The sequence below is a fragment of the Kineococcus gynurae genome, assembly GCF_042433995.1.
Lineage (GTDB): Bacteria > Actinomycetota > Actinomycetes > Actinomycetales > Kineococcaceae > Kineococcus > Kineococcus gynurae.
Map to the genome: position 1 here is coordinate 540,507 of NZ_JBHLUI010000008.1, position 20,964 is coordinate 561,470.

The window sequence follows — 20,964 nt, forward strand, 5'->3', positions numbered from 1 at the left end:
AAAAATTCCTCGATCACGGGAGGGGTGGGGTGGGGGGCGGGGGTGGGGTGGGGGGTGACGGTGGGGCGGGGCTGACGCGGGGGTCGGGGCCGGGATCTGCGACCGTGAAGGGTTCGACAACCGACGGGAAGGGGATGACCGTGGCCGCTCGTGCCGTTCGCGGGCCGGACCCCGTGCAGGTCGACCTGCTCGACCGGGTCCGGGCCGCCCTGGCGGGTCGCGAGCTGCGCGAGGTGGCGATGTTCGGGGGGCGGGCGGTGATGGTGGACGGGGCGATGCTCGTCTCCGTCGGGCGCGGTGGGGACCTGCTCGTCCGCATCGACCCGGCCCGGCACGACGAGCTCGTCGCGCGTCCGGGAGCCGGTCCCGCGGTCATGGGGACCGACCGGCCCATGGGACCGGGGTGGATCACGGTGTCCGCCGACGCGCTGGACGAGGAGGCCGACCTCGCCTTCTGGCTCGGCGTCGCGGCCGAGCACCACGCCCGGCTCGGTCGCGGCTGACGCCGGACCTGCGGGTCAGCCGCGGCGGGCGAACTCCGCGCGGAGGTCCTCCGCTCGGGAACCACCGCGCAGCAGGACGGCCAGCAGCACGCGGGCCTGCGCGACGCGCAAGCGGCCGGCCGGCACGCCCCCGGCCGCGACCAGGTCGTGCCCGCCGCCCCCGCCTCCGTAGCTGGAGGCGGTGGGCCCGGCGGGGACCCGGGTGGTGAGGACGACGGGGACCCCGGCCGCGGTGGCCCGGGCCACCGACGCCACGACCGCCGGGCTGGCGTTGCCCGATCCCAGGCCGACGAGCACGAGCCCGTCGGGGGCCAGGCCCAGGCAGGCGTCGAGCAGCCGGCCGTCGTCGCCGGGGGTGAGGGCGACGACGTCGACCCGGGGCCAGGGGCCGGCCGCGTCGGGCAGGACGCCGGGACGCGGGAGGGCCCCGTCGGGGGTCCCGAAGGTGTCGAGGGCGGTGGTGTGCCGCTTGGTGACCCCGGCCGCGGCGAGGACGTACCCGCCGAAGGCGACGAGGACCCCCCGGCCCCGGGAGGCCGGGTCGGCCGCGGCCAGGAACGCCGTACGGACGTTGGCCGGGGCGTCGGAGTCCGCGTGGTCCGCGGTGCGCTGGGAGCCCGTGAGGACCACGGGGCGGGGGTCCTCGTGCAGCAGGTCGAGCAGGTAGGCCGTCTCCTCGAGGGAGTCGGTCCCGTGCAGCACGACCACCCCGTGCACCGTCGCGTCGGCGAGAGCGTCCCGGACGGTCCGGTGGATGCGGTCGGCGTCGGCCAGGGTCAGCGTGGCCGAGTCGACCCGGAGCGCCTCCCGGACCTCGACCTCGACTCCGACCTGCCGGGCGGTGCCGCCCAGCAGGTCGGAGCCGGTGAGCGTGGGGGAGCTGACCCCGTGCTCGTCGACGGTGCTGGCGATGGTCCCGCCGGTGGTGACGACGACGAGGCGCGTCCCCGCGACCCGACCATCCCCGCCGGTGACCCCGCCGACGACCGTCTCAGGCACGCGGGGCCCCGGACAGCGCCGCGACGCGCGGGGCGGCGAAGCGCCAACCGACCATCAGGGCCGGGACGATGACCACCAGGGAGGCGATGGTCCAGGTGCCGACCGGGTTGTCGAAGGCCATGAGCACCAGCACGCTGACGAGGAACACGAGGGTCAGGATCCCCGTCCAGGGCGCCCCGGGCATCCGGAACGAGGGCCGGGGGAGCTTCCCGGCCCGGCAGAGCGACCAGAGCTTGAGCTGGCAGAGCACGATGACGCCCCAGGCGCTGACGATGCCGATCGCGGCGATGTTCAGCACGATCTCGAAGGCCTGGTCGGGGACGAACGCGTTCAGCACGACCCCGAGCAGGGCCACGACCACGGTGAGGGCGATCCCGCCGTAGGGGACGCCGTTGCGGTTCATGCGCCCGGCGAAGGCGGGGGCCGACCCGTTGTGCGCCATCGAGTAGAGGATGCGGCCGGTCGAGTACAGGCCGGCGTTCAGCGAGGAGAGCGCCGCGGTCAGGACGACGAGGTTCATCACGCCGTCGATGCCGTCGACCCCGAGGCTGCCGAAGAACGTCACGAACGGGCTGACCCCGGCCTCGTACGCGGTGTAGGGCAGCAGCATCGCCAGCAGCAGGACCGAACCCACGTAGAAGACGACGATCCGGACGATCACGGTGTTGATCGCCCGCGGGATGACCTTCTCGGGGTGCTCGCACTCCCCGGCCGTGGTGCCGACCAGCTCGATGGAGGCGTAGGCGAAGACGACGCCCTGGACGACGACGATCGCCGGGAGCAAGCCGTTGGGGAGCCAACCGCCGTTGGCGGCGATGAGCGAGAACCCGGGTTCCTGCCCGTCGATGGGGGTGCCGAACAGCACGAAGTACGTGCCCACCAGGAGGAAGGCGACCAGGGCCGCCACCTTGATCAGGGCGAACCAGAACTCCAGCTCACCGAAAACCTTGACCGAGAGGAGGTTGAGCGCGAGCACGACGACGATCGCGGCCAGCGCCCAGACCCACTGGGCCACCGAACCGATGGGCGCCCAGTACTTGGCGAAGAAGTTCATGTACAGCGCGACCGCGGTGACGTCCACGACGGCGGTCGTCGCCCAGTTCAGCCAGTACAGCCAGCCTGCGGCGAAGGCCATCTTCTCGCCGAAGAACTCCCGGGCGTAGGAGACGAAGGACCCCGAGGTCGGGCGGTGCACGACCAGCTCGCCGAGCGCGCGCAGGATCAGGAACCCGAAGGCCCCGCAGACGGCGTAGACGACGACCAGGGCCGGGCCGGCCCCGGCCAGGCGGCCACCGGCCCCCATGAACAGCCCGGTCCCGATGGCGCCACCGATGGCGATCATCTGGATCTGCCGGGGACGGAGCGCCTTGTGGTACCCGGCCTCGGAGGCCTGGTCGACGCGGACGTGCGGGGCGGCGGTGGCCGTGTTCTCGAAACTCATCGCGGGCTCCGGTCGGAGGAGGTCTGGGGGTCGTGGCCGAGCTGGGGTTCGCCGCCGGGCGTGGAGCCGTCGAAGCGGGCGGGCAGGCGGAGGTCGCCGAGGTTCTCCGGGCGCAGCAGCTCGTCGAGTTCGGCCCGGTCGAGGAGGCCGGCCTCGAGGACGAGGTCGCCCACCCGGGCGCCGGTGCGGGCCGCGAGCGCGGCGATGCGCGTGGCGGCCTCGTAACCGATGCGCGGGTTGAGGGCGGTGACCAGACCGATCGAGTTCTCGACCCGCGCGCGCAACAGGTCGGCGTCGGTCTCGATGCCGACCACGCACCGGTCGGTCAGGACCGCCACGGCCGCGGTGAGGTGGCGGGCCCCCTCGCCCAGACGGTGGGCGATCACCGGTTCGAAGGCGTTGAGCTGCAGCTGTCCCGCCTCGGCGGCCATCGAGATCGTCACGTCGTTGCCGACGATCTCGAACGCCACCTGGTTCACCACCTCGGGGATGACGGGGTTCACCTTCCCGGGCATGATCGAGGAACCGGCCTGGACGGCGGGCAACCGGATCTCGCCGAGCCCCGCGCGGGGGCCGGAGGACAGCAGCCGCAGGTCGTTGCAGACCTTCGACAGCTTGACCGCGACCCGCTTCAGGACGCCGGAGAGGTGGACGAACTGCCCGACGTCCTGCGTCGCCTCGACGAGGTTCTCGGCACGGACCAGGTCCAGGCCGGTGATCTCGCGCAGGGCGGCGATGGCGCGTTCGCCGTACCCGGCGGGGGCGTTCAACCCGGTGCCGACGGCGGTGGCCCCGAGGTTGATCTCCAGCAGCAGGGCGCTGGACTCGCGCAGCCGGTCGAGGTCCTCGCCCAGCATGATCGCGTAGGTCGCGAACTCCTGGCCGAGGGTCATCGGGACGGCGTCCTGCAGCTGGGTGCGGCCCATCTTGACGACGTCGGCGAACTCGCCGGCCTTGGCTGCGAACGCGTCCTGCAGCCGGCGGAGCTCGACGGCGAGGTCCTCGAAGCAGCGGATCGTGGCGATGTTCACCGCGGTCGGGTAGACGTCGTTGGTGGACTGCGCGGCGTTGACGTGCTCGTTGGGGTGCAGGAACGCGTAGTCGCCCCGGGCGCGGCCGAGAAGTTCCAGGGCCCGGTTGGCGACGACCTCGTTGGCGTTCATGTTGCTCGAGGTGCCCGCGCCACCCTGGACGACGTCGACCACGAACTGCTCGTGCAGCGCGCCGTCGGCGATCTCGGCGCAGGCGGCGATGATCGCGTCGGCCTTGTCCCGGGGGAGCAGGCCGAGGTCGCGGTTGGCCGTGGCGGCCGCCCGCTTGACGTCCACCAGGGCCCGGACCAGGTGCGGGTCCGCACCGATGGTCCGCCCGGTGATCGGGAAGTTCTCCTGCGCACGCAGGGTGTGGACCCCCCAGTACGCCGCGGCCGGCACGTCCCGCTCACCGAGCAGGTCGTGCTCGCGCCGGGTGGCGGGGGCGGTGGCGGGGACGGTGGCGGCGGGTCCGGTGGGGGGCCCGGGTTCGGATGGTGCGGGGGGCGGTGGAGCGACGGTGCTCGGGGTCACGGTGACCCGTCCCTTCTCACAACCTGTCAGGCTGTCCGACAGATTCCGAGAGTGTGACCCCGGTCGGCCCCGGCGCGCAAGCCCCCCGCCGGGATCGGTCCGGGCGTGCGAGGATCGATCCGTGAGCGCCGCCGACCCCGACGTCGAGTGGGCCCGGCGCGCCCCCAGCACCGTGCGGATGAGTGCGGCCGAGGCCCTCTTCGCCGATCTGCGGGCCGCGATCCTCACCGGGGAGCTCCCCGTGGGGACCCGGTTGCCCTCGGAGGCGGCGCTGGCCGAGCGGCACGGGGTCAGCCGGTCGGTGGTGCGGGAGGCGCTGCGTTCGTGCCACGCGTTGGGGCTGACCCAGGCCCGGACCGGTGCGGGGTCGTTCGTCGTCAAGGACAGCCTGGGCCCGGACCCGGTGTTCGCGAACTACGCCGCCCACGAACTGCTGGAGGTCCGGCCCCTGGTCGAGGTCCCGGCGGCCGGATGGGCGGCGGCGCGGAGAACTCCGGAGCAGGCGCAGGAACTGCAGGACCTGTTGCAGCGCATGCGGGTCGAGGCCGACCCGGGGGAGTGGGCCCGGATGGACGCGCGGTTCCACGCCCTGATCGCGACCTGCGCCCGCAACCGGGTGCTGGAGTCGATGCTGGCCGAGATCCGGTCCGCGCTCACCGCGCAGTCGCAGACCCTCAACCTCATCCCCGACCGTCGCAGCCGTTCCGACGACGAGCACGCCCGGGTCGTCGAGGCGGTCGTCGCCGGCCGGGTCGAGGCGGCCACGGAGGCGATGCGCGCCCACCTCGGTCAGGTGAGGCAGGCCCTCTCCCGGCTCACCGGCTGAGGGTCCCCGGGGCTCAGCTCGCGGCGGACGGGTCCACCGGGACGGCGCCGAGCACGACCTCGAACTCCAGCAGGCTGGAGCCGGTGGCGACGGGGCGGGCCCGCTCCCCGGCGTGCGCCTCGCGGGCGCCGCCGTTCGCCCACGCCTGGAACGCCTCCTCGGTCTCCCACTTCGTGTAGACGAAGTAGCGCGTCTCGCCCTGGACCGGGCGGAGCAGCTCGAACCCCAGGAAGCCCGGCGTCCCCTCGACCGCACCCATGCGGTGGGCGAAGCGACGCTCCAGCTCGGGCCCCCCGTCGGCGGGAACCTCGATCGCATTGATCTTCACGACGGCCATGCCCGAAGCCTCGCACGCACGGTCGGACGCCTCGACCCCGGGCGGCGGTTGACAGCGGCGCCCGTCCTGGAGTCCACTGATCTCTCCCATCCAGAGCGGCCGAGAGACTTGGCTCGACGACGCCGCAGCAACCGCCCCGAACGGTGCTCCCGCCAAGGACGATGGAAGAGGTGTGCTGTGCCGCAGTTGAAGAGTCGCCACGTCGGAGTCCCGTCCCGGGTCGCGCACCGCTCGGTGCCGCTCGTGCGCCGTCGGCACGTGGACCTGCTGCGGATCGCCGCGGGGAGCTGTCGGGGCTGACGCCCCCGCACCCGTCCCCCGTCGTTCCCCGTCGTTCCGCCGGCGGCCCGTCGCCGCGCACCCGAGACCGAGGTCACCCGTGTCCGTCACCCTGCCCAGCCCCACCCTGCCCAGCCCCATCCTGCCCAGCCCCGCCCTGCCCGCGTTCGTCGAGTCCGTCTCGGCTGCGGGCGACCTCCCCCCGGTCGGCCCACCCGGGTTCAGCACCGCCCAGGTCCACGCCGGGGTGCTCCCCGACCCGGGCCACGGCGCCCGGGTGGCCCCCGTCCACCTCGGGGCGGGGTTCGTCTTCGCCGACTTCGACGAGGCCGCCGCCCGCTTCGCCGGGGAGACCGGCGAGGACGAGGGGTACGTCTACACCCGGATGGGCAACCCGACGACGGCCGCCCTGGAGCGCCGGGTCGCCGCGCTGGAGGGTGGCGCGGAGGCGGTCGCGGTCGGCAGCGGGCAGGCGGCGATCAGCACCGCGCTGCTGGGTCTGCTGCGCAGCGGTGACCACCTCGTCGCCGCCGACAGCCTCTACGAGGGGTCGCGCGGGTTGTTCCGGGAGAACTTCGCCCGGTTCGGCATCGAGGTCGACCTCGTCCGTGACGCGCGCGACCCGCGGGCCTGGCGCGACGCCGTCCGCCCCACCACCCGGGCGTTCTTCGCCGAGTCGATCCCCAACCCCCGCAACGACGTCCTGGACGTGCGGCTCGTCGCCGACGCGGCGCACGCCGCGGGGGTGCCACTGGTGGTCGACAACACCCTGGCCACCCCCTACCTGCTGCGCCCGCTGGAGCACGGGGCCGACGTCGTCGTGCACTCCGCCAGCAAGTTCCTCTCCGGCCACGGCGGCGCGCTCGGCGGGGTGGTCGTCACGGCCGCCGGTGCGCTGCCCGGGACCGTGGCGAACCTCGAGGAACAGACCGCGGTGCTCGGCGGCGCCTCCTACGCGCAGCGGTACGGCGAGCGGGCCTACCCGGGCTATCTGCGGGCGCTGGCCGCGCGCCTGGGGCCGACCCTGGCGCCCTTCAACTCGTTCCTCCTGCAGCAGGGCATCGAGACCCTCTCGCTGCGGATGGCCCGGCAGTCCGCGTCGGCCCTGGAGATCGCCTCCTGGTTGGAGGCGCGGGCGGAGGTGGACCGGGTCGACTACGCGGGCCTCGCGTCCAGTCCCTCGCACGCGCTCGCGCGGCGCTACCTCCCCCGGGGTGCGGGGGCGGTGCTGGCCGTGTCCCTGCGCGGGGGGCGGCCCGCGGCGCGCGCGTTCCTCGACGCGTTGCAGCTGTTCAGCCGGATGACCCACCTGGGCGACGTGCGTTCCCTGGCCCTGCACCCGGCCTCGACCACCCACGCCCACCGCGACCCGGTCGAGCTCGCGGCCGACGGCATCGGCCCGGGCGTGCTGCGGTTGTCGATCGGGGTGGAGGACGTGCCCGACCTGCTCGCCGATCTGCGCCTCGGCCTGGCCGCGGCCCGTGCGGCCACCCCCGTCTCTGCGACGGGGGTGGCCCGATGAGCCGGTTGCAGCACTTCGGCTGGTTCTTCTCCCGGGGTTTCGGCCCCCAGGGATGGGGCCGGCCCTACCAGCGCTGGGACCTCGACTGGACCGCGCCGCAGCTCTACCAGCAGTCGGCCCAGCTCCTGGAGCAGGCCGGTTTCGACCTCGTCATCGCCGAGGACGCGGTGTCGCTGGGGAACCCGGAAACCCTGGACCTCCGGGTCCGCGGGGGCTACGGCGGTCCCAAGCTCGACCCGTTGCTGCTGGCCCCGTACCTGTTCGCGGCGACCCAGCACCTCGGCGTCGTACCCACGATCAACGCCGGGATCACTCCGCCCTACCTGGCCGCCCGCCAGGCGGCCACGCTGCACCACCTCTCCCGCGGTCGCCTCGGCGCGGGACGGTTCGGGATCAACCTGGTGACCGACGTCGGCAGCGCCCGCCACGTCGGGGCCGACCCCCTCCCGCACGACCGGGCCTACGACCGGGCCGCGGAATGGGTCGAGGTCGTGCGCCGGCTCTGGCGGAGCTGGGGGGACGCGCTGGTCGCCGACCCGGGGACCGGTCACTACGCCGACGGCACCCTCATCGACGCGTTCACGCACCGCGGGGAGTTCTTCGACGTCACCGGTCCGCTCAACGCGCCCCCGTTCCCGGGGGGCGACGAACCGGTGCTGGTCTCCCCGGGCGGGTCCCCGCGGGGCCTGGGGTTCGCGGGTGCGTTCTCCGACGTCCAGCTCGCGCTGGCGCCGCTGAGCGCCGCGGCGGTGCGGGACTACCGCGCCCGGGTGGTCTCGGCCGCGGAGTCGCACGGGCGCAAGGCGTCCGACCTGCGGGTCCTGTTCGTGCTCAAACCCGAGATCACCCCGAGCGTCGAGGAGGCCGAACGCGTGGTCGCCGCCTCGGCCGACCCGGACGAGGCGGTCCTGCGGGAGGTGGCGTCGGCCTGGTCCAGCGACCTGGAGAGCGACCTGACCCGGTTGTCGCTGGACCGGCCCGTGCCCGAGGGGTTCTTCGGCGAGCACGTCTCGGCCGGGACGATCCGGGGCCTGCTCGGGGACACCCCGGACGCGCCGCTGCGGGAACTCCTGACCCGCAAGGCCCGCAAGGGACGCGTCGCCGACCGGACCGGTTCCGTGGGCACCGCCGAGGAGTTCGCCGACTTCGCCGAGGAGCTGGGCAGCGACGCCGACAACGACGGGTTCGCCCTCTCGGGCGACCTGCACCCCGTCGGCGTGCACCGGGTCCTGGGGGACCTGGTTCCGGTGTTGCGCCGACGGGGGTTGTTGCGCGACGGTTTCGGGTCCGGCGGGGTCCGCGAGAACCTGTTCGACTTCTGAGCCCGCCGGCCCCGCTCAGTCCTGGCCGAAGTCGTCGTCCAGCAGCTGCAGGTTGCCCCAGCCGTCGCCGACGATCGCGTTGGTCGGGGCCGACAGGGTCACGTGCAGGGTGGTGGTCGGGTCGGTCTCGGTGTTCCCGTCGACGGTGAGCGCGACGGAGGCGGTGCGCGCCCCGGCGGGGATCGTGACCTGCTTCCAGACGCTCGGGAACCGCGCGTCGTCGTTGTCCACGCCGGTGTCGACGTTCACCGTCACGGGGACCGTCGAGGGGTGGGAGAGCACCAGCGGCATGGACACCGTGGACGTCGCGTTCCCCTCCTCGACGGCCACGTCCCCGATGCTGACCGCGGGCAGGGTGCTCGGGGCACCGTGACCGGGGGCGGGGGAGTCCAGCGCCACGTCACCGAGGAACACGTCGCCCCGCGTGCTGGACGGGGTGAACGTCACGGTCCGCACCTTCCCGAGGTCGACCCCGGTGAACGCGGAGAGCGGCACCCGCACGGTCTGCATGACGATCTTGGCCGTACCGCCGAACTCCGCGGCCAGGGTCGGCAGCGGCGTCAGGGCGTCGGAGTACCGCGAGACCGCGACCGTCGAGCGACGTCCGGCGGCGTCGGTGAGCGTGACGTCGAGACCGTCGCCCGCCTTCGCGCTGCCGGTGGCGGCCCGGAAGGTCAGGGCCTGGTAGGTGCCGCGGATCGACCCCTTGGCCACGTCCACGGCGACCGACTGCTTCTTCACCGTGCGCGGGTTCCAGGTCAGGTGCAGGACGGGGTTCGTCGGGACGTTGGCCGCGAAGTAGGCCGGGGTCCAGTGCGGCAGGTCGCCGGCGGAGCGGTCGCTGCCCGCGCAGGGGACCGGCCGGCCCGCGACCGCCTCCCCCTGGCCGGCGCAGTACACGGCGCCCCCGGCGATCCGGACCGCGGGGGAGGGACCCGTCAGCGGCGCGAGGTCCACGCGGGCCGAACGCGGCTGCTGGGCCTGCACGTCGACCACGGCCCGCCCGGCCGAGGCGGCCCGGCCCCCGGTGCCGTCGAACAGCGGCAGGAACTGCTTCTCCCCGCCCAGGGTCAGACGGAAGAACCCGGAGACGTAGGCGGCGCCGACCGCCCGCTGCTCGGCGGCGCTGAGCCGGCTCTTCGCCGCGCTGCCGCAGACCGGGTCGGTGTCGTCGTACCAGTCGTCGCTCGAGGGAGCGGCCGACGTTCCGGGCGTCCACTCGGAGTTGAAGAAGTTGTGGTTGGCGCCCATCACCAGCAGCGACGAGCGCAGGACGTCGTCGCGCGCGGCGTAGCGGGTGTCGTCGTAGTAGTGCTGGCCCTGCTGGTCGGAGACGTCGCCGTCGCAGTAGGGCAGGACGACGGCCATCGCCGCCCCGGGCAGCGTCGTGCGGGCGAAGTCGGTGGGGGCCAACGGCAGCACGGCCTTGATCCCGTAGGGCGCCGGACGCTCGTCGTTCAGCAGGGCGGCCTCGACGACCCCTTCGCCCCCGCGCGAGTGACCCATCAGCCCGACGTCGTCGAGGTCGAGCCGGCCCTTCAGCGTGGCGGCGGCCTTGGCCGCGGCCGCCTGCGCGGCCTTGGACCCGCCCTTCACGCCCACCCGACCCGAGTTCAGCTGGGCGAGCAGGTCCAGGTGGGCCAGCACGAGTTCCCCGCGCGCCTGGGCCCCGCCGTCGGGGGCCGACCAGTCGAGCGCGTTGATGCCGTCGGCGGAGATCGAGACGACCGCGTAGCCCTGCGAAGCGAGGGCCTCGGCGGCCTGGCCGTACCCGAGGTGGGAGGGGACCGGTTTGCTGCCCCTGGCGCAGGGCCAGCTGTCGAAGGACTCGGTGTCGCCGTAGCAGGCCTGGTGGCGTCCGTGCAGGAACACGACGACCGGACGGGGGCCCGAGGCCTTCTGCGGCAGGTAGACCGCCGCACGCAGTTCCACGGCCTGCCCGTTCAGCCCGGGCAGGCGGACGGCGGTGTCACCCAGGTCGTAGTCGGCCCGGAGCACCGCGGAGGTGCCGCGCGCGGCCGGGTCCTGGGCCAGCAGGGGACCGAGGTTCGGTGCGGTGCGGGCCAGCAACGAGGCGCCCGGCGCGGCGTGCCGCAGCAGGCCGGTGCCCTCGTCGGCGACGAGGCCGTTCCAGGCGAGCTGCACGTCCGCGGCGCGCAGCACCCGGGGATCGCTGGTCCGCAGGGTCAGGGTGTGCCGGTCGGCCGCCTCGCGGGCCACCCCGAGGACCGTGCCGTCCACGGCGAGCTCCGGCTGGGCGGCGCGGACCGGCAGCGGGGAGTCCAGGGTGAGGCTGACCGTCCAGGAGTCCGCCCCCGCGGCGCGGACGCTCCACGCCCCGTCCGTCCCGCTCCCGGTGGGCAGCGGGGTGGTGGCCGCCTGCGCGGGTGCCCCCAGTCCCAGACCGAGGGTGGTGGCGCACGCCACCAGGAGAAGACGTCGAGACCTTCTACGACCCGTCACGAGCTGTTCGCTGCCCTTCGTTCCCGTCCGCGCGGTGCGCAAGATCATCCGCATTGTGGAGTTCGGCCGGTTCCGGCCGCAGGTGAACGGCCTGAACGAAAGTCGTGACTTCGGGACGCGTTTTCCACCCCTTCGGCGGGTACCCCCTTGCCCGCCGCTCGCTCCTCGGGTGGCTCGCAGCGGACGCACGGGTACGGTCGGGGGGTCCGGCGCCACCGGGGTCGTCGGCGACGGAGGGACCCCTCGTGGCGACCGGGACCAGCACCCAGGAGACGCGTCTCGACCGGATCGGCGTCCCGCACCCCCTGCGGTGGGGTTTCCTCGGCGTCCTGGTGTTCATGACCGGGCACGGGGTCGAGTCCAACTTCGTCTCCCCGCACGTCGAGGCGGTGGTCGGCAGCCAGAACACCGCCGGCACGATCCTCACCGCCTACGGCGTGGCGGTGATCGTCGGTTCGTACCTCTCGGGCGCCCTGTCCGACCTCTGGGGGCCGCGCCGGGTCATGCTGCTCGGCTTCGCGGTGTGGGTGGTCTTCCAGGCCGCGTTCCTCGCGAGCCTCGCCGCCGGCAGCACCGCTCTCATCGCCGCGAGCTACTTCTTCCGGGGCTTCGGCTACCCGCTCTTCGCCTTCGCCTTCCTCGTCTGGATCAACGCGATCGTCCCCAGTTCGCGCAACGGGAAGGCGGTCGGCTGGTTCTACGTGATGTTCACGGGTGGGCTGCCGACCCTGGGGTCGCTCTACGCGGTGTTCGCCATCCCCGCCTTCGGCGGGGGGTTCGACGGGGAGACGGGCGCCATGGTGTCCTCCTCCGTCCTCGTGCTGGCCGGGTTCCTGATCACCCGGTTCGGCGTCCGCGAACCCACGGGCCGCGGACGGTTGGCCCCGCCCGGGGAGTCGGCGGGCGGCGTGCTCCTCGCGGGTCTGCGCCTCACCGTCCGCCGACCCAAGATCCTGGCCGGGTTCCTCGTCCGGTTGATCAACACCTCGCCGCAGTACGGGATGTTCATCATCCTGCCCGTCGTGATCGCCGACCAGCTCGGCTACGGGCAGAGCCGCTGGCTGCTGATGACCGTGTGCGTCTACGCCGGCAACATCCTCGTCAACGCCGTGTTCGGGGCCGTCGGGGACGCGATCGGCTGGGCCCGCACCGTGCGCTGGTTCGGGATCGTCGGCTCGGCGGTGGGTCTGCTCGCCTGGTGGTACGTCCCGCAGTGGGTCCCGAACTCCGACTGGGGCTACGTGGCCTCGGTCGCCGCCGGGGTGTTCTTCGGCGTCATGCTTGCCGGGTTCGTCCCGATGGGCGCGATCATGCCCCACCTCGCGCCCGACCACGCCGGGGCGGCCATGGCCATGTACACGACGGCCGCCGGCGGTGCCGCGTTCTCCGGGGCCGCCGTCGTCGCCCTCGTGCAGGCCCTCGGCGGCTCGAACGCGGCGGTGGTCTGGGCCTTCGTCGGTCTCTACGCGGTGGCCTTCGTCCTCGTCGGGTTCCTGCGGGTCCCCGAGGACGAGCGCGGCGCCCGCCACCACTGAGACCACCCCCCCGACACCGCCCCGAAAACCCCTCCGTGATCAAGGAATGAGTCGACTCCTGCCCCACGACGGGTGGGGCAGGAGTCGACTCATTCCTTGATCACGGAGGGGTAAGGCCTGGTGCTGCCTGCGCCGGCGGGGTCAGTCGGCGATGGCGGCGACCGGAGGGGTGCGGGCGGCGTGGCGGGCGGGCAGGACCGAGGCCAGGGCCCCGGCCAGGCCGGAGACCACGACGACCGCGAGCACCTGCAGCCACGGCACGTCGACCACCACGTCCCCGGCCTGACCCAGCACCGCCTGGGTCCCGGCCAGTCCGTACCCGGTCCCGAGGGCCGCGCCGAGCAACCCGGCCACCCCGGCCACGAGCGCGGCCTCCCAGGCCAGGGTCGAGCGCAGCTGGCGGCGGGTCAGGCCGAGGGCCCGCAGCAGACCGGACTCCTGGCGTCGCTCGATCACCGACAGGGCCAGGGTGTTCCCCACCCCGATCAGGGCGATCAGGACGGCGACGGCCAGCAACCCGGTGACGATCAGCAGCATCGTTTTGACCAGTTGGTCCAGGGCGGTCCGTTCGGTCACCACCCCGGCGACGTCGCTGCTCGGGAGCAGGTCGGTCGTGGTCCGGGTGATCGCCTCGACCACCCGGGACTCCTCCGCGGGCGAGAGGTCGTCGGCGAGGCGGATCCAGAGCTGCGAGGCGGGGGCAGGCAGACCCTCGCGCCCGGCCAGGGCGGCGACGTCGGCGGTGGTCGCCGTCATCCCCAGGTGCGAGTCCGGGGCGAGGCGGATGCGCAACCCGGTGCTCAGGGCCGATCCGGCGGCGTCGGTCGTGCTCAGCGTCGTGCCGTCGGAGAGCCCCCTGCCCGCCGCCTCCTCACCGCCGACCACCACCTCACCGGCCGTGGGGAGGGGGGAGCGGTCCTGCGAGCGGACCACCGCGGCCGCCCCGGCGGGGTCGAGACCCAGCAGCCGGGTCCCGTCGGGCAGGTCGAGCACCGTGACCGGGGTCAGCGCGGCCACCCCGTCGAGCCCGGCCAGCTGCTCGCGGGCGGCGGGCGGGACGTCCTCCGACGCGCTGACCACCACGTCGGTGGGGTAGGCCGCGGCCAGACCGGCCGCGGCCGTGGTCCGGGTCGACTGCGCGCCGACCACCATGGCCGTCGTCAGGGTCACCCCGATGAGCAGCGCGGTCGCCGTCGCCGCGGTCCGGCGCGGGTTGCGCACGGCGTTGCCCGCGGCCAGGCGCCCCGGGACCCCGCCCAGCGGGGCGACCCACCGCCCGAGGCGTCCGACGACCCACGGCACGAGCGACTGGGCGAGCAGCAGGAAGCCGAGGAAGCTCACGGCCCCGGCCGCGACCGCCTCCAGGAACCGCCCGCTCCCGGCGCAGACGAGCATGAGCCCGGTCGAGGGGACGAAGACCAGCCACCCGAGGACGGCCCGCACCCGGTTCGGACGGGCCCCGAGGGGGACCAGGGCGGGGCGCAGCGCGGCCAGCGGGGCGATCCGGGTGGCCGACCGGGCCGGGACGAGGGCCGAGACGAGCGTGACCCCGGTGCCGACCAGGATCCCGGCCAGCACCGCCGATCCGGGGACCACCAGCCCGCCCAGCGGGATGGGGGAGTCGATCCCGGCCAGCACCCCCGAGACCACCGCTGACAACCCGACGCCTGCCGCGATCCCGACCAGGGAGGCCAGGACCCCGCAGACGAGGGCCTCCACCAGCACGCCCCGGGCGACCTGGGACCGGTTCGCCCCCACCGCGCGGAGCAGGGCGAGCTCCCGGGTCCGCTGGGCGATGAGCACCGCGAACGTGTTGGCGATGACCAGCCCGGCGACGAGCACCGAGATGGCGGCGAAGGCCAGCAGCACCGTGCCCAGCTCGGCGGCCGAACCGGAGTAACCCGCCGCCGCCTCCTCCGCGGCCGCGGTCCCGGTGAGCACCCTCGCGTCCGGGTCGGCCCGGACGAGGTCGGCGACCTCGGCCCGGACGGCGCCCGGGTCGGCCCCGGGGACCAGGGCGATGCGCAGCTGCGTCGGGGCGGCGGCCCCCCACGGGCCGAGCACCTCCGGCAGCGCGACCAGGCGGCCGGACACCCCCGCCGAGGGGTCGCCGGCGAGGTCGAGCAGGCCGACCACCCTGACTGGGGTGCGCACGGGTTCCGGGTCCGGCGGGGTCGTGCCGTCCGTGCCGTCCGTGCCGGTGGTACCGGTCGTACCGGTCGGGTCGACGGGCGGGTAGCTGGTGACGACCATCGTCGTCCCGATCCCGACGCCGACCCGGTCGCTGACCGCCACCTCGTCGGGGGCCTCCGGGAGCCGCCCGGCGGAGACCCGCTCCGCGCGCAGCGGTCCCGCCGGGGTGAGCGCGTCGACCCGGGTCCAGGAGTCGCCCGCGGCGTCCTCCCCGCGGGCCTGGACGTAGGTGGAGCGGTCGGCGACGACCTGCGCCACCCCGGTCAGCGCGCCCAGGGCGGGGACCGCGGCCGGGACGATCGTCCGTTCCTCCCCGGTCTCCGGGTCGTAGCCGGGGGTCTGGACCACGAGGTCGCTGTGCACGTAGGGGGCCCCGACCGCCGCGAGGACGGCGGCCCGGGAGGAGGCGGTGAGGGTGAGGGTCGCGACCACGAAGGCCACGGCGATGACGACGGCCAACCCGGAGGCCACCAGGCGGCCCGGGTGGCGCCGCATGCGGGCGAGGGCGACGCGGGCGAGAGGATCGTGCAGTCGGCGCGGCGCGGGGGCGGGAAGCGTTGCGGTGGCCACGGTTCAGCCGCCCAGGGTGCGGAGCGCGTCGATGATCTCGTCGCCCGTGGGGCGGTGCAGCTCCCCGGCCAGGCGGCCGTCGGCCAGCAGCACGACGCGGTCGGCGTAGGCCGCCGCCACCGGGTCGTGGGTGACCATGACCACGGTCTGCCCGAACTCCCGCACGCTGCTGCGCAGCAGGCTCAGCACCTCGGCCCCGACCCGGGAGTCCAGGTTGCCGGTGGGTTCGTCGGCGAAGACGACGTCGGGGCGGGGCAGCAGCGCCCGGGCCACCGCGACCCGCTGCTGCTGCCCGCCGGACAGTTCCGAGGGCCGGTGGCGCAACCGGTCGGTGAGACCCAGGCGGGCGGTCACGTCGGCGAACCAGGCCGGGTCCGGCGTGCGCCCGGCCAGCGAGAGGGGGAGCAGGATGTTCTCCTGGGCCGAGAGCACCGGCAGCAGGTTGAAACTCTGGAAGACGAACCCGATGCGCTCGCGGCGCAACCGGGTCAGCGCGGCGTCGGACAACCCGCTGAGTTCCTGCTCGCCCAGGAACACCTGGCCGGAGGAGACGTCGTCCAACCCGGCCAGGCAGTGCATGAGGGTGGACTTCCCCGAACCCGACGGGCCCATGATGGCGGTGAAGTCACCGGCGGCGAAACCGAGGTCGACACCGTGCAGGGCGGTCACCGCGGCGTCCCCCCGGCCGTAGGTCTTGCGGAGGGCGACGGCCCGGACGGCCGCGGTCGTCCGCGGGGCCCGGCTGGACATCTCGGTCTGGAGCATGTCCCGAACCTAGGTTCCGGACGTGTCCGCCCGCGTCGCCCCGGGAACGGATCCGTCCCGCGCCCGGGGGGGCCGACGTCCACCCGGAGGACTCATCCCGTGGGTGGACCGGGGACCCGGTCCCGGCGTTCTAGGAGCACCGCGACCTCGACGTGCCCGGTCTGGGGGAACATGTCGAAGACGCGACCCCGCACCGGGACCAGGCCGGGCATCCGGGCCAGATCGGCGGCGAGGCTCACCGGGTTGCAGCTGGAGTACACGACGTGGCCGATCCCGCTGTCCTGCAGCCAGTGGGCCAGTTCCGGGCCGATCCCGCGACGGGGCGGGTTGACCACGACCAGGTCCGGGACGGTCCCCGCCGCGCGGGCGAACGCCGTCGCGTCACCCGCGTGGAAGGTCACGTCGGGGCGGCCCGTCCGGCGCGCCGTCGACCGGGCGCTCTCGACGGCCTCGGCGCTGAGCTCGATGCCGGTGACCCGGCGTCCGGGGCCGGCGCAGCGCAGCGCGAAACCCCCGACCCCGCAGTACAGGTCCCACACCGACCCCGGGTCGAGCTCGTCGACCCAGGCGCCCACCTGCTCGTAGAGGGCGGCCGCGACCTCGGAGTTGGTCTGGAAGAAACTCTGCGGGCGGAGGTCGAGCTCCAGGCCGGCCAGCGGCATGCGGAGCGTCCCCTGCTCCGTGAGCACGATCTCCTCCGCCCCTTCGACCACGGCCTTGTGCTCGGGCAGCAGGTTGACCGAGACGACCCGCAGGGCGGGGAGTTCCCCGAGCAGGGCGGGCAGGTGCCGGCGCAGGACCCCGAGCTGGTTGCGGGACCGCAGGACGAACCGGACCATCAGCTCCCCCGACGGGGACCCGGTGACGTGGACGTACTTGAGCTCCCCCTGACGGGTGCGCACGTCGTAGGGCACGAGGCCGCAGCGGGTGACAAAACCGGCCACGGCCGGCAGGGTCGCCGACGGGGCGTCGGCGATCACCCCGCACCCGCGCAGGTCGACCCCGGCGCGGTGCTCGTCGAGGATCCCCAGGGTGGGGGCGGCCACCGTGCCCCCGACCACCATCTTGGCCTTGTTCCGGTAGGCCGACTCCCGGCTCGCGACGGTGGGTTCCCAGCGCAACCCGGGGTGGGGCAGCAGGGCGCGGCAGCGCTCCTCCTTGGCCGCCACCTGCTCGGCGTAGGGGACGTTCATGAGGGTGCAGGAGAGGCAGGTGCCGGCGTCGAAGTAGGCGCACCGCATCGGGACGGTCCCCGGAACCCGGTTCAGGACCCGTCGGACCCGGCGAGGATCTCCCCGGGCTGGACCAGGCCGACGGTGTAGGCGAGCACGACGGCCTGGACCCGGTCGCGGGAGCCGGTCTTGTGCAGCACCCGACCCACGTGCGTCTTGACCGTGGCCTCGGAGACGAACAACCGGGTCGCGATCTCGGTGTTGGTGAGGCCGTGGGCCATGAGCTCGAGCACCTCCCGCTCGCGCGGGGTGAGGTCGCTCGGGAGGTCGGTGGGCCCCGCGGTCGGGGTCCCCGACCCGGCGCCGGGGCCGGAACCCGTGCGCAGCAACGGCCCGACGTGCTGCAGCAGCCGGCGGGTGGAACTGGCCGCGATGACCGCGTCGCCCGCGTGCACCGTGCGCACGGCGGCCAGCATCTCCTCCGGCGGGGCGTCCTTGAGCAGGAAACCGCTGGCCCCCGCCCCGATCGCAGCGACCACGTACTCGTCGAGGTCGAACGTCGTGAGCACGACGACGCGGGGGAACTCCTCGGCCCCGGTGGAGGCGGCCGTGATCCGTCGGGTGGCCTCGATGCCGTCGAGCTCGGGCATGCGCACGTCCATCAGGACCACGTCGCACGGGGTGCCGGTGACGACGTCCACCGCCTCGGCGCCGTTGGCCGCCTCGGCCACGACCCGGAGGTCGGGCTGGGAGTCGATGACCATGCGGAACCCCGCCCGCACGAGCTGCTGGTCGTCGACGAGGACGACGCGGATGGTCATGCGGGGACTCCTCGGGTTCCGGTTCTCGGGGCCCGCCCACCGGGGGCGGCGTAGGGCAGTCTCGCGCGGACGGAGAAACCGCCGCCCGGTCGGGGTCGCGCCTCCAGCGTGCCCCCGTGCAGGCGGGCGCGTTCGGCCATGCCGATCAACCCCTGACCGCCCCCGCCGGAGGCCGCGAGCGTGCCCGCGCCGCGGCCGTCGTCCTCGACGTGCAGGTCGAGCGCGTCGGGACCCCAGTCCAGCCGCACCCGGGCGCTCGCCGCCGGCCCGGCGTGCTTGAGGACGTTGGTGAGCGACTCCTGCACGATCCGGTAGGCGGCGAGGCCCACCGCGGGGGGCAGGTCGTGCCGGCTCCCCTCCTCCTGCAGGGTCACGGGCAGTCCGCTGGCCCGGACCTGGGTGACGAGGTCGGCGATCTGGGTCGCGTCGGGCTGCGGCCGACGTTCGTCGGCCGGTCCGGCGCGCAGCACGCCCAGCAGGTTGCGCATGTCGGCCAGCGCCTGCCGTCCGGTCGAGGAGATGGTCTCCAGGGCGGTGGCCGCGGCCGTCGGGTCGGTCTGTGCGGCGTACCGGCCGCCGTCGGCCTGGGCGATGATCACCGACAGCGAGTGGGCCACGACGTCGTGCATCTCGCGGGCGATGCGCTGACGTTCGGAGACCGCCGCCATCCGCAGCTCCTGCTCCCGCTCGTTCTGCAGCAACCGCAGCCGCTCGCGTTGCGAGCGGGCGTTGCGCATCCCGGCCCGGCGCAACCGGCCGAGTGCCCACGCGGTCACGACGACCACCGCGATGAAGGTGGCGGTGAGGGCGACGACCGTCAGCCCCTCGGAGCCGAAGTAGGCGAGGGCCGCCACCCCGGCCCCGAACAGCCCGAGGAGCAACCCGCCCCGGGCGGCCCACGGGCGGGCGTAGGCGGCCAGGGCGTACACCGAGAACAGGACCGCGACGTTGGCCGCGGCGAAGCTCGCCAGCACGGGGACCTGGAGCAGGCCCACCGTGGCCACCAGCGCCCCGCTGAGCTCGGGATGCGTGCGGCGCAGGGTCAGCGGCGCGCAGAGCGCCAGCGCGACGACCAGGGAGACGCCGCCCTCGCTGCCCAGGGCGACCCCCGTGACGACGGCGAGCAGCAGCGCACCGATCCCGTCGAGGAGCATCCAGCGCCGTACCCGGTCCGGTTCGAGCGGCGCTCGCTCGTCGCGGGGCCCGCCCGGTCCCTCCACGGGTGGTCCGGGGGTCCCGCGGCCGGGCACCCGTTCCGGCCGGGACGGACGGCCGAGGGCCTCGTCGAGGTCACGGACCCGCGGGCCGTCGGGGCGACGGGCCCACACGTCCCGCGTGTCCTCGATGCCGCTGCCCACGTCCCCGACCCTAGGCGGAGGACGTGGCCGGGTCGTCCCCCTGCGGGCGGATCCTGGGCGCCGCCCGGTCGGGCCCTCCCGGGGCCCGTCGCCCCGTCTCGACGGGTGGGACGCCGTGCCCGCATGCTGGACGCTCGGGGTGGTGGCTCCGCTACTGTCGCCGACCATGAGCGACACCCTGCGGCTGGCCGTCGTCCCCGGGGACGGGATCGGTCAGGAAGTGACCCCCGAGGCCCTGAAGGTCCTGGACGCGGTGCTGGCGGGCAGCGGCACGTCGGTGCAGACCACCGAGTACGACCTCGGCGCCCGTCGGTGGCACGCCTCCGGGGAGGCGCTGCCCGACACGGTCCTCGGCGAGCTGCGCGAGCACGACGCGATCCTCCTCGGCGCGGTGGGGGACCCGAGCGTCCCGTCCGGGGTGCTGGAGCGGCAGCTGCTGCTGCGGCTGCGTTTCGAGCTCGACCACTACGTCAACCTGCGTCCCTCGACGCTCTTCCCGGGGGTCGCGGGCCCGCTGGCCGAGCCCGGCGAGATCGACTTCGTGGTCGTCCGCGAGGGCACCGAGGGGCCCTACGTGGGCAACGGCGGCGCGCTGCGGGTGGGGACGCCCGCGGAGATCGCCACCGAGGTCAGCGTCAACACCGCCTACGGGGTCGAGCGGGTCGTGCGCGACGCGTTCCGCCGCGCCGCGGGCCGGCCCGCGAAGAAGCTCACGCTGGTGCACAAGCACAACGTCCTGGTGCACGCCGGGCACCTGTGGCGGCGCACGGTCGAGGCGGTCGGGGCCGAGCACCCGGACGTGACGGTGGACTACCTGCACGTGGACGCGGCCACGATCTTCCTGGTGACCGACCCGTCCCGGTTCGACGTGATCGTCACCGACAACCTGTTCGGCGACATCCTCACCGACCTGGCCGCCGCCGTGACCGGGGGCATCGGGTTGGCCGCGTCGGGCAACGTGAACCCCGACCGGACCGCGCCGAGCATGTTCGAGCCCGTGCACGGATCCGCGCCCGACATCGCCGGGCAGCAGAAGGCCGACCCGACCGCGGCGGTGCTGTCGGCCGGCATGCTGCTCGACCACCTCGGACGGGAGGACCTCGGCGAGCGCATCCGCACCGCCGTCCGTACCGACCTCTCCCGTCGGGCCGAGGGCGCGGTGGGCGGACGCCGGACCGCCGAGGTCGGCGACGCCCTGGCCGCGCTGGTCTGAGCCGGCCGCGGCGTCCCGTTCCACCCGCAGTTCGACCCGCAGTTCGACCCGACCCCGACCGGGTACCGTCGGGGGACCAC

Annotated in this window: 16 protein-coding genes and 1 riboswitch; of the genes, 6 read left to right on the top strand and 10 right to left on the bottom strand. The window is 74.5% G+C overall.

From position 1 onward, the window contains the following. The first annotated feature begins 140 nt into the window (after positions 1–140). Entirely contained in the window at positions 141–503 is a 363-nt protein-coding gene (locus tag ACFFKU_RS08910; RefSeq protein ID WP_380137282.1) for a TfoX/Sxy family protein, read from the top strand. A gap of 15 nt (positions 504–518) precedes the next feature. Here the strand turns inward: ACFFKU_RS08910 and ACFFKU_RS08915 are convergent, their stop codons facing one another. The 3 genes from ACFFKU_RS08915 to ACFFKU_RS08925 are packed head-to-tail and all read right to left on the bottom strand — an operon-like array spanning position 519 to position 4,508. After that, positions 519–1,502, bottom strand: coding sequence for an asparaginase (locus ACFFKU_RS08915; protein ID WP_380137284.1), 984 nt, complete (start codon positions 1,500–1,502; stop codon positions 519–521). Beyond that, entirely contained in the window at positions 1,495–2,943 is a 1,449-nt protein-coding gene (locus ACFFKU_RS08920) for an amino acid permease (protein WP_380137285.1), read from the bottom strand. Before ACFFKU_RS08920 ends, ACFFKU_RS08915 begins: the two co-directional genes overlap by 8 nt. After that, positions 2,940–4,508, bottom strand: coding sequence for an aspartate ammonia-lyase (locus ACFFKU_RS08925; protein WP_380137286.1), 1,569 nt, complete (start codon positions 4,506–4,508; stop codon positions 2,940–2,942). Before ACFFKU_RS08925 ends, ACFFKU_RS08920 begins: the two co-directional genes overlap by 4 nt. Positions 4,509–4,686: 178 nt before the next feature. Between ACFFKU_RS08925 and ACFFKU_RS08930 the strand changes: the two genes are divergently transcribed. After that, on the top strand, positions 4,687–5,334 hold the full coding sequence (locus tag ACFFKU_RS08930) for a FadR/GntR family transcriptional regulator (protein ID WP_380138051.1): 648 nt from the start codon (positions 4,687–4,689) through the stop codon (positions 5,332–5,334). Positions 5,335–5,347: 13 nt separating this feature from the next. Here the strand turns inward: ACFFKU_RS08930 and ACFFKU_RS08935 are convergent, their stop codons facing one another. Then, positions 5,348–5,671, bottom strand: coding sequence for an antibiotic biosynthesis monooxygenase family protein (locus ACFFKU_RS08935; RefSeq protein WP_380137288.1), 324 nt, complete (start codon positions 5,669–5,671; stop codon positions 5,348–5,350). Positions 5,672–5,754: 83 nt separating this feature from the next. Then, positions 5,755–5,839: riboswitch (SAM riboswitch) on the top strand. Between the two features lie 211 nt (positions 5,840–6,050). On the opposite strand from ACFFKU_RS08935, the gene ACFFKU_RS08940 reads away from it, so the two are divergent. Together ACFFKU_RS08940 and ACFFKU_RS08945 are read left to right on the top strand one after the other, a co-directional pair. Further along, positions 6,051–7,472 (top strand): O-acetylhomoserine aminocarboxypropyltransferase/cysteine synthase family protein, encoded by a 1,422-nt coding sequence (locus ACFFKU_RS08940; protein ID WP_380137289.1) that lies wholly within the window; start codon positions 6,051–6,053, stop codon positions 7,470–7,472. Further along, complete coding sequence (locus ACFFKU_RS08945; RefSeq protein ID WP_380137291.1) at positions 7,469–8,794, top strand: LLM class flavin-dependent oxidoreductase; 1,326 nt, start codon at positions 7,469–7,471, stop codon at positions 8,792–8,794. Before ACFFKU_RS08940 ends, ACFFKU_RS08945 begins: the two co-directional genes overlap by 4 nt. Before the next feature lie 15 nt (positions 8,795–8,809). Here the strand turns inward: ACFFKU_RS08945 and ACFFKU_RS08950 are convergent, their stop codons facing one another. Then, complete coding sequence (locus tag ACFFKU_RS08950; protein ID WP_380137293.1) at positions 8,810–11,305, bottom strand: alpha/beta hydrolase; 2,496 nt, start codon at positions 11,303–11,305, stop codon at positions 8,810–8,812. Between the two features lie 197 nt (positions 11,306–11,502). Here ACFFKU_RS08950 and ACFFKU_RS08955 point away from each other — a divergent pair, with 197 nt between their 5' ends. Beyond that, complete coding sequence (locus ACFFKU_RS08955; RefSeq protein WP_380137295.1) at positions 11,503–12,792, top strand: RbtT/DalT/CsbX family MFS transporter; 1,290 nt, start codon at positions 11,503–11,505, stop codon at positions 12,790–12,792. Positions 12,793–12,933: 141 nt separating this feature from the next. Here ACFFKU_RS08955 and ACFFKU_RS08960 read toward each other — a convergent pair whose 3' ends face one another. From ACFFKU_RS08960 to ACFFKU_RS08980, 5 genes are all read right to left on the bottom strand, one after another. Continuing rightward, positions 12,934–15,555 carry an ABC transporter permease gene (locus tag ACFFKU_RS08960; protein WP_380137297.1) on the bottom strand — a complete coding sequence of 874 codons (2,622 nt, stop codon included), beginning with the start codon at positions 15,553–15,555 and terminating at the stop codon, positions 12,934–12,936. A gap of 3 nt (positions 15,556–15,558) precedes the next feature. Next, on the bottom strand, positions 15,559–16,320 hold the full coding sequence (locus ACFFKU_RS08965) for an ABC transporter ATP-binding protein (protein WP_380137298.1): 762 nt from the start codon (positions 16,318–16,320) through the stop codon (positions 15,559–15,561). 92 nt (positions 16,321–16,412) lie between these two features. After that, on the bottom strand, positions 16,413–17,561 hold the full coding sequence (gene rlmC / locus ACFFKU_RS08970; protein WP_380137299.1) for a 23S rRNA (uracil(747)-C(5))-methyltransferase RlmC: 1,149 nt from the start codon (positions 17,559–17,561) through the stop codon (positions 16,413–16,415). Between the two features lie 23 nt (positions 17,562–17,584). After that, complete coding sequence (locus ACFFKU_RS08975) at positions 17,585–18,313, bottom strand: response regulator (RefSeq protein ID WP_380137300.1); 729 nt, start codon at positions 18,311–18,313, stop codon at positions 17,585–17,587. After that, positions 18,310–19,671, bottom strand: a complete 1,362-nt coding sequence (locus tag ACFFKU_RS08980) for a sensor histidine kinase (protein WP_380137301.1) — start codon at positions 19,669–19,671, stop codon at positions 18,310–18,312. Before ACFFKU_RS08980 ends, ACFFKU_RS08975 begins: the two co-directional genes overlap by 4 nt. A 166-nt stretch (positions 19,672–19,837) precedes the next feature. On the opposite strand from ACFFKU_RS08980, the gene ACFFKU_RS08985 reads away from it, so the two are divergent. After that, positions 19,838–20,884, top strand: a complete 1,047-nt coding sequence (locus tag ACFFKU_RS08985; RefSeq protein ID WP_380137302.1) for a 3-isopropylmalate dehydrogenase — start codon at positions 19,838–19,840, stop codon at positions 20,882–20,884. Positions 20,885–20,964 lie beyond the last annotated feature (80 nt).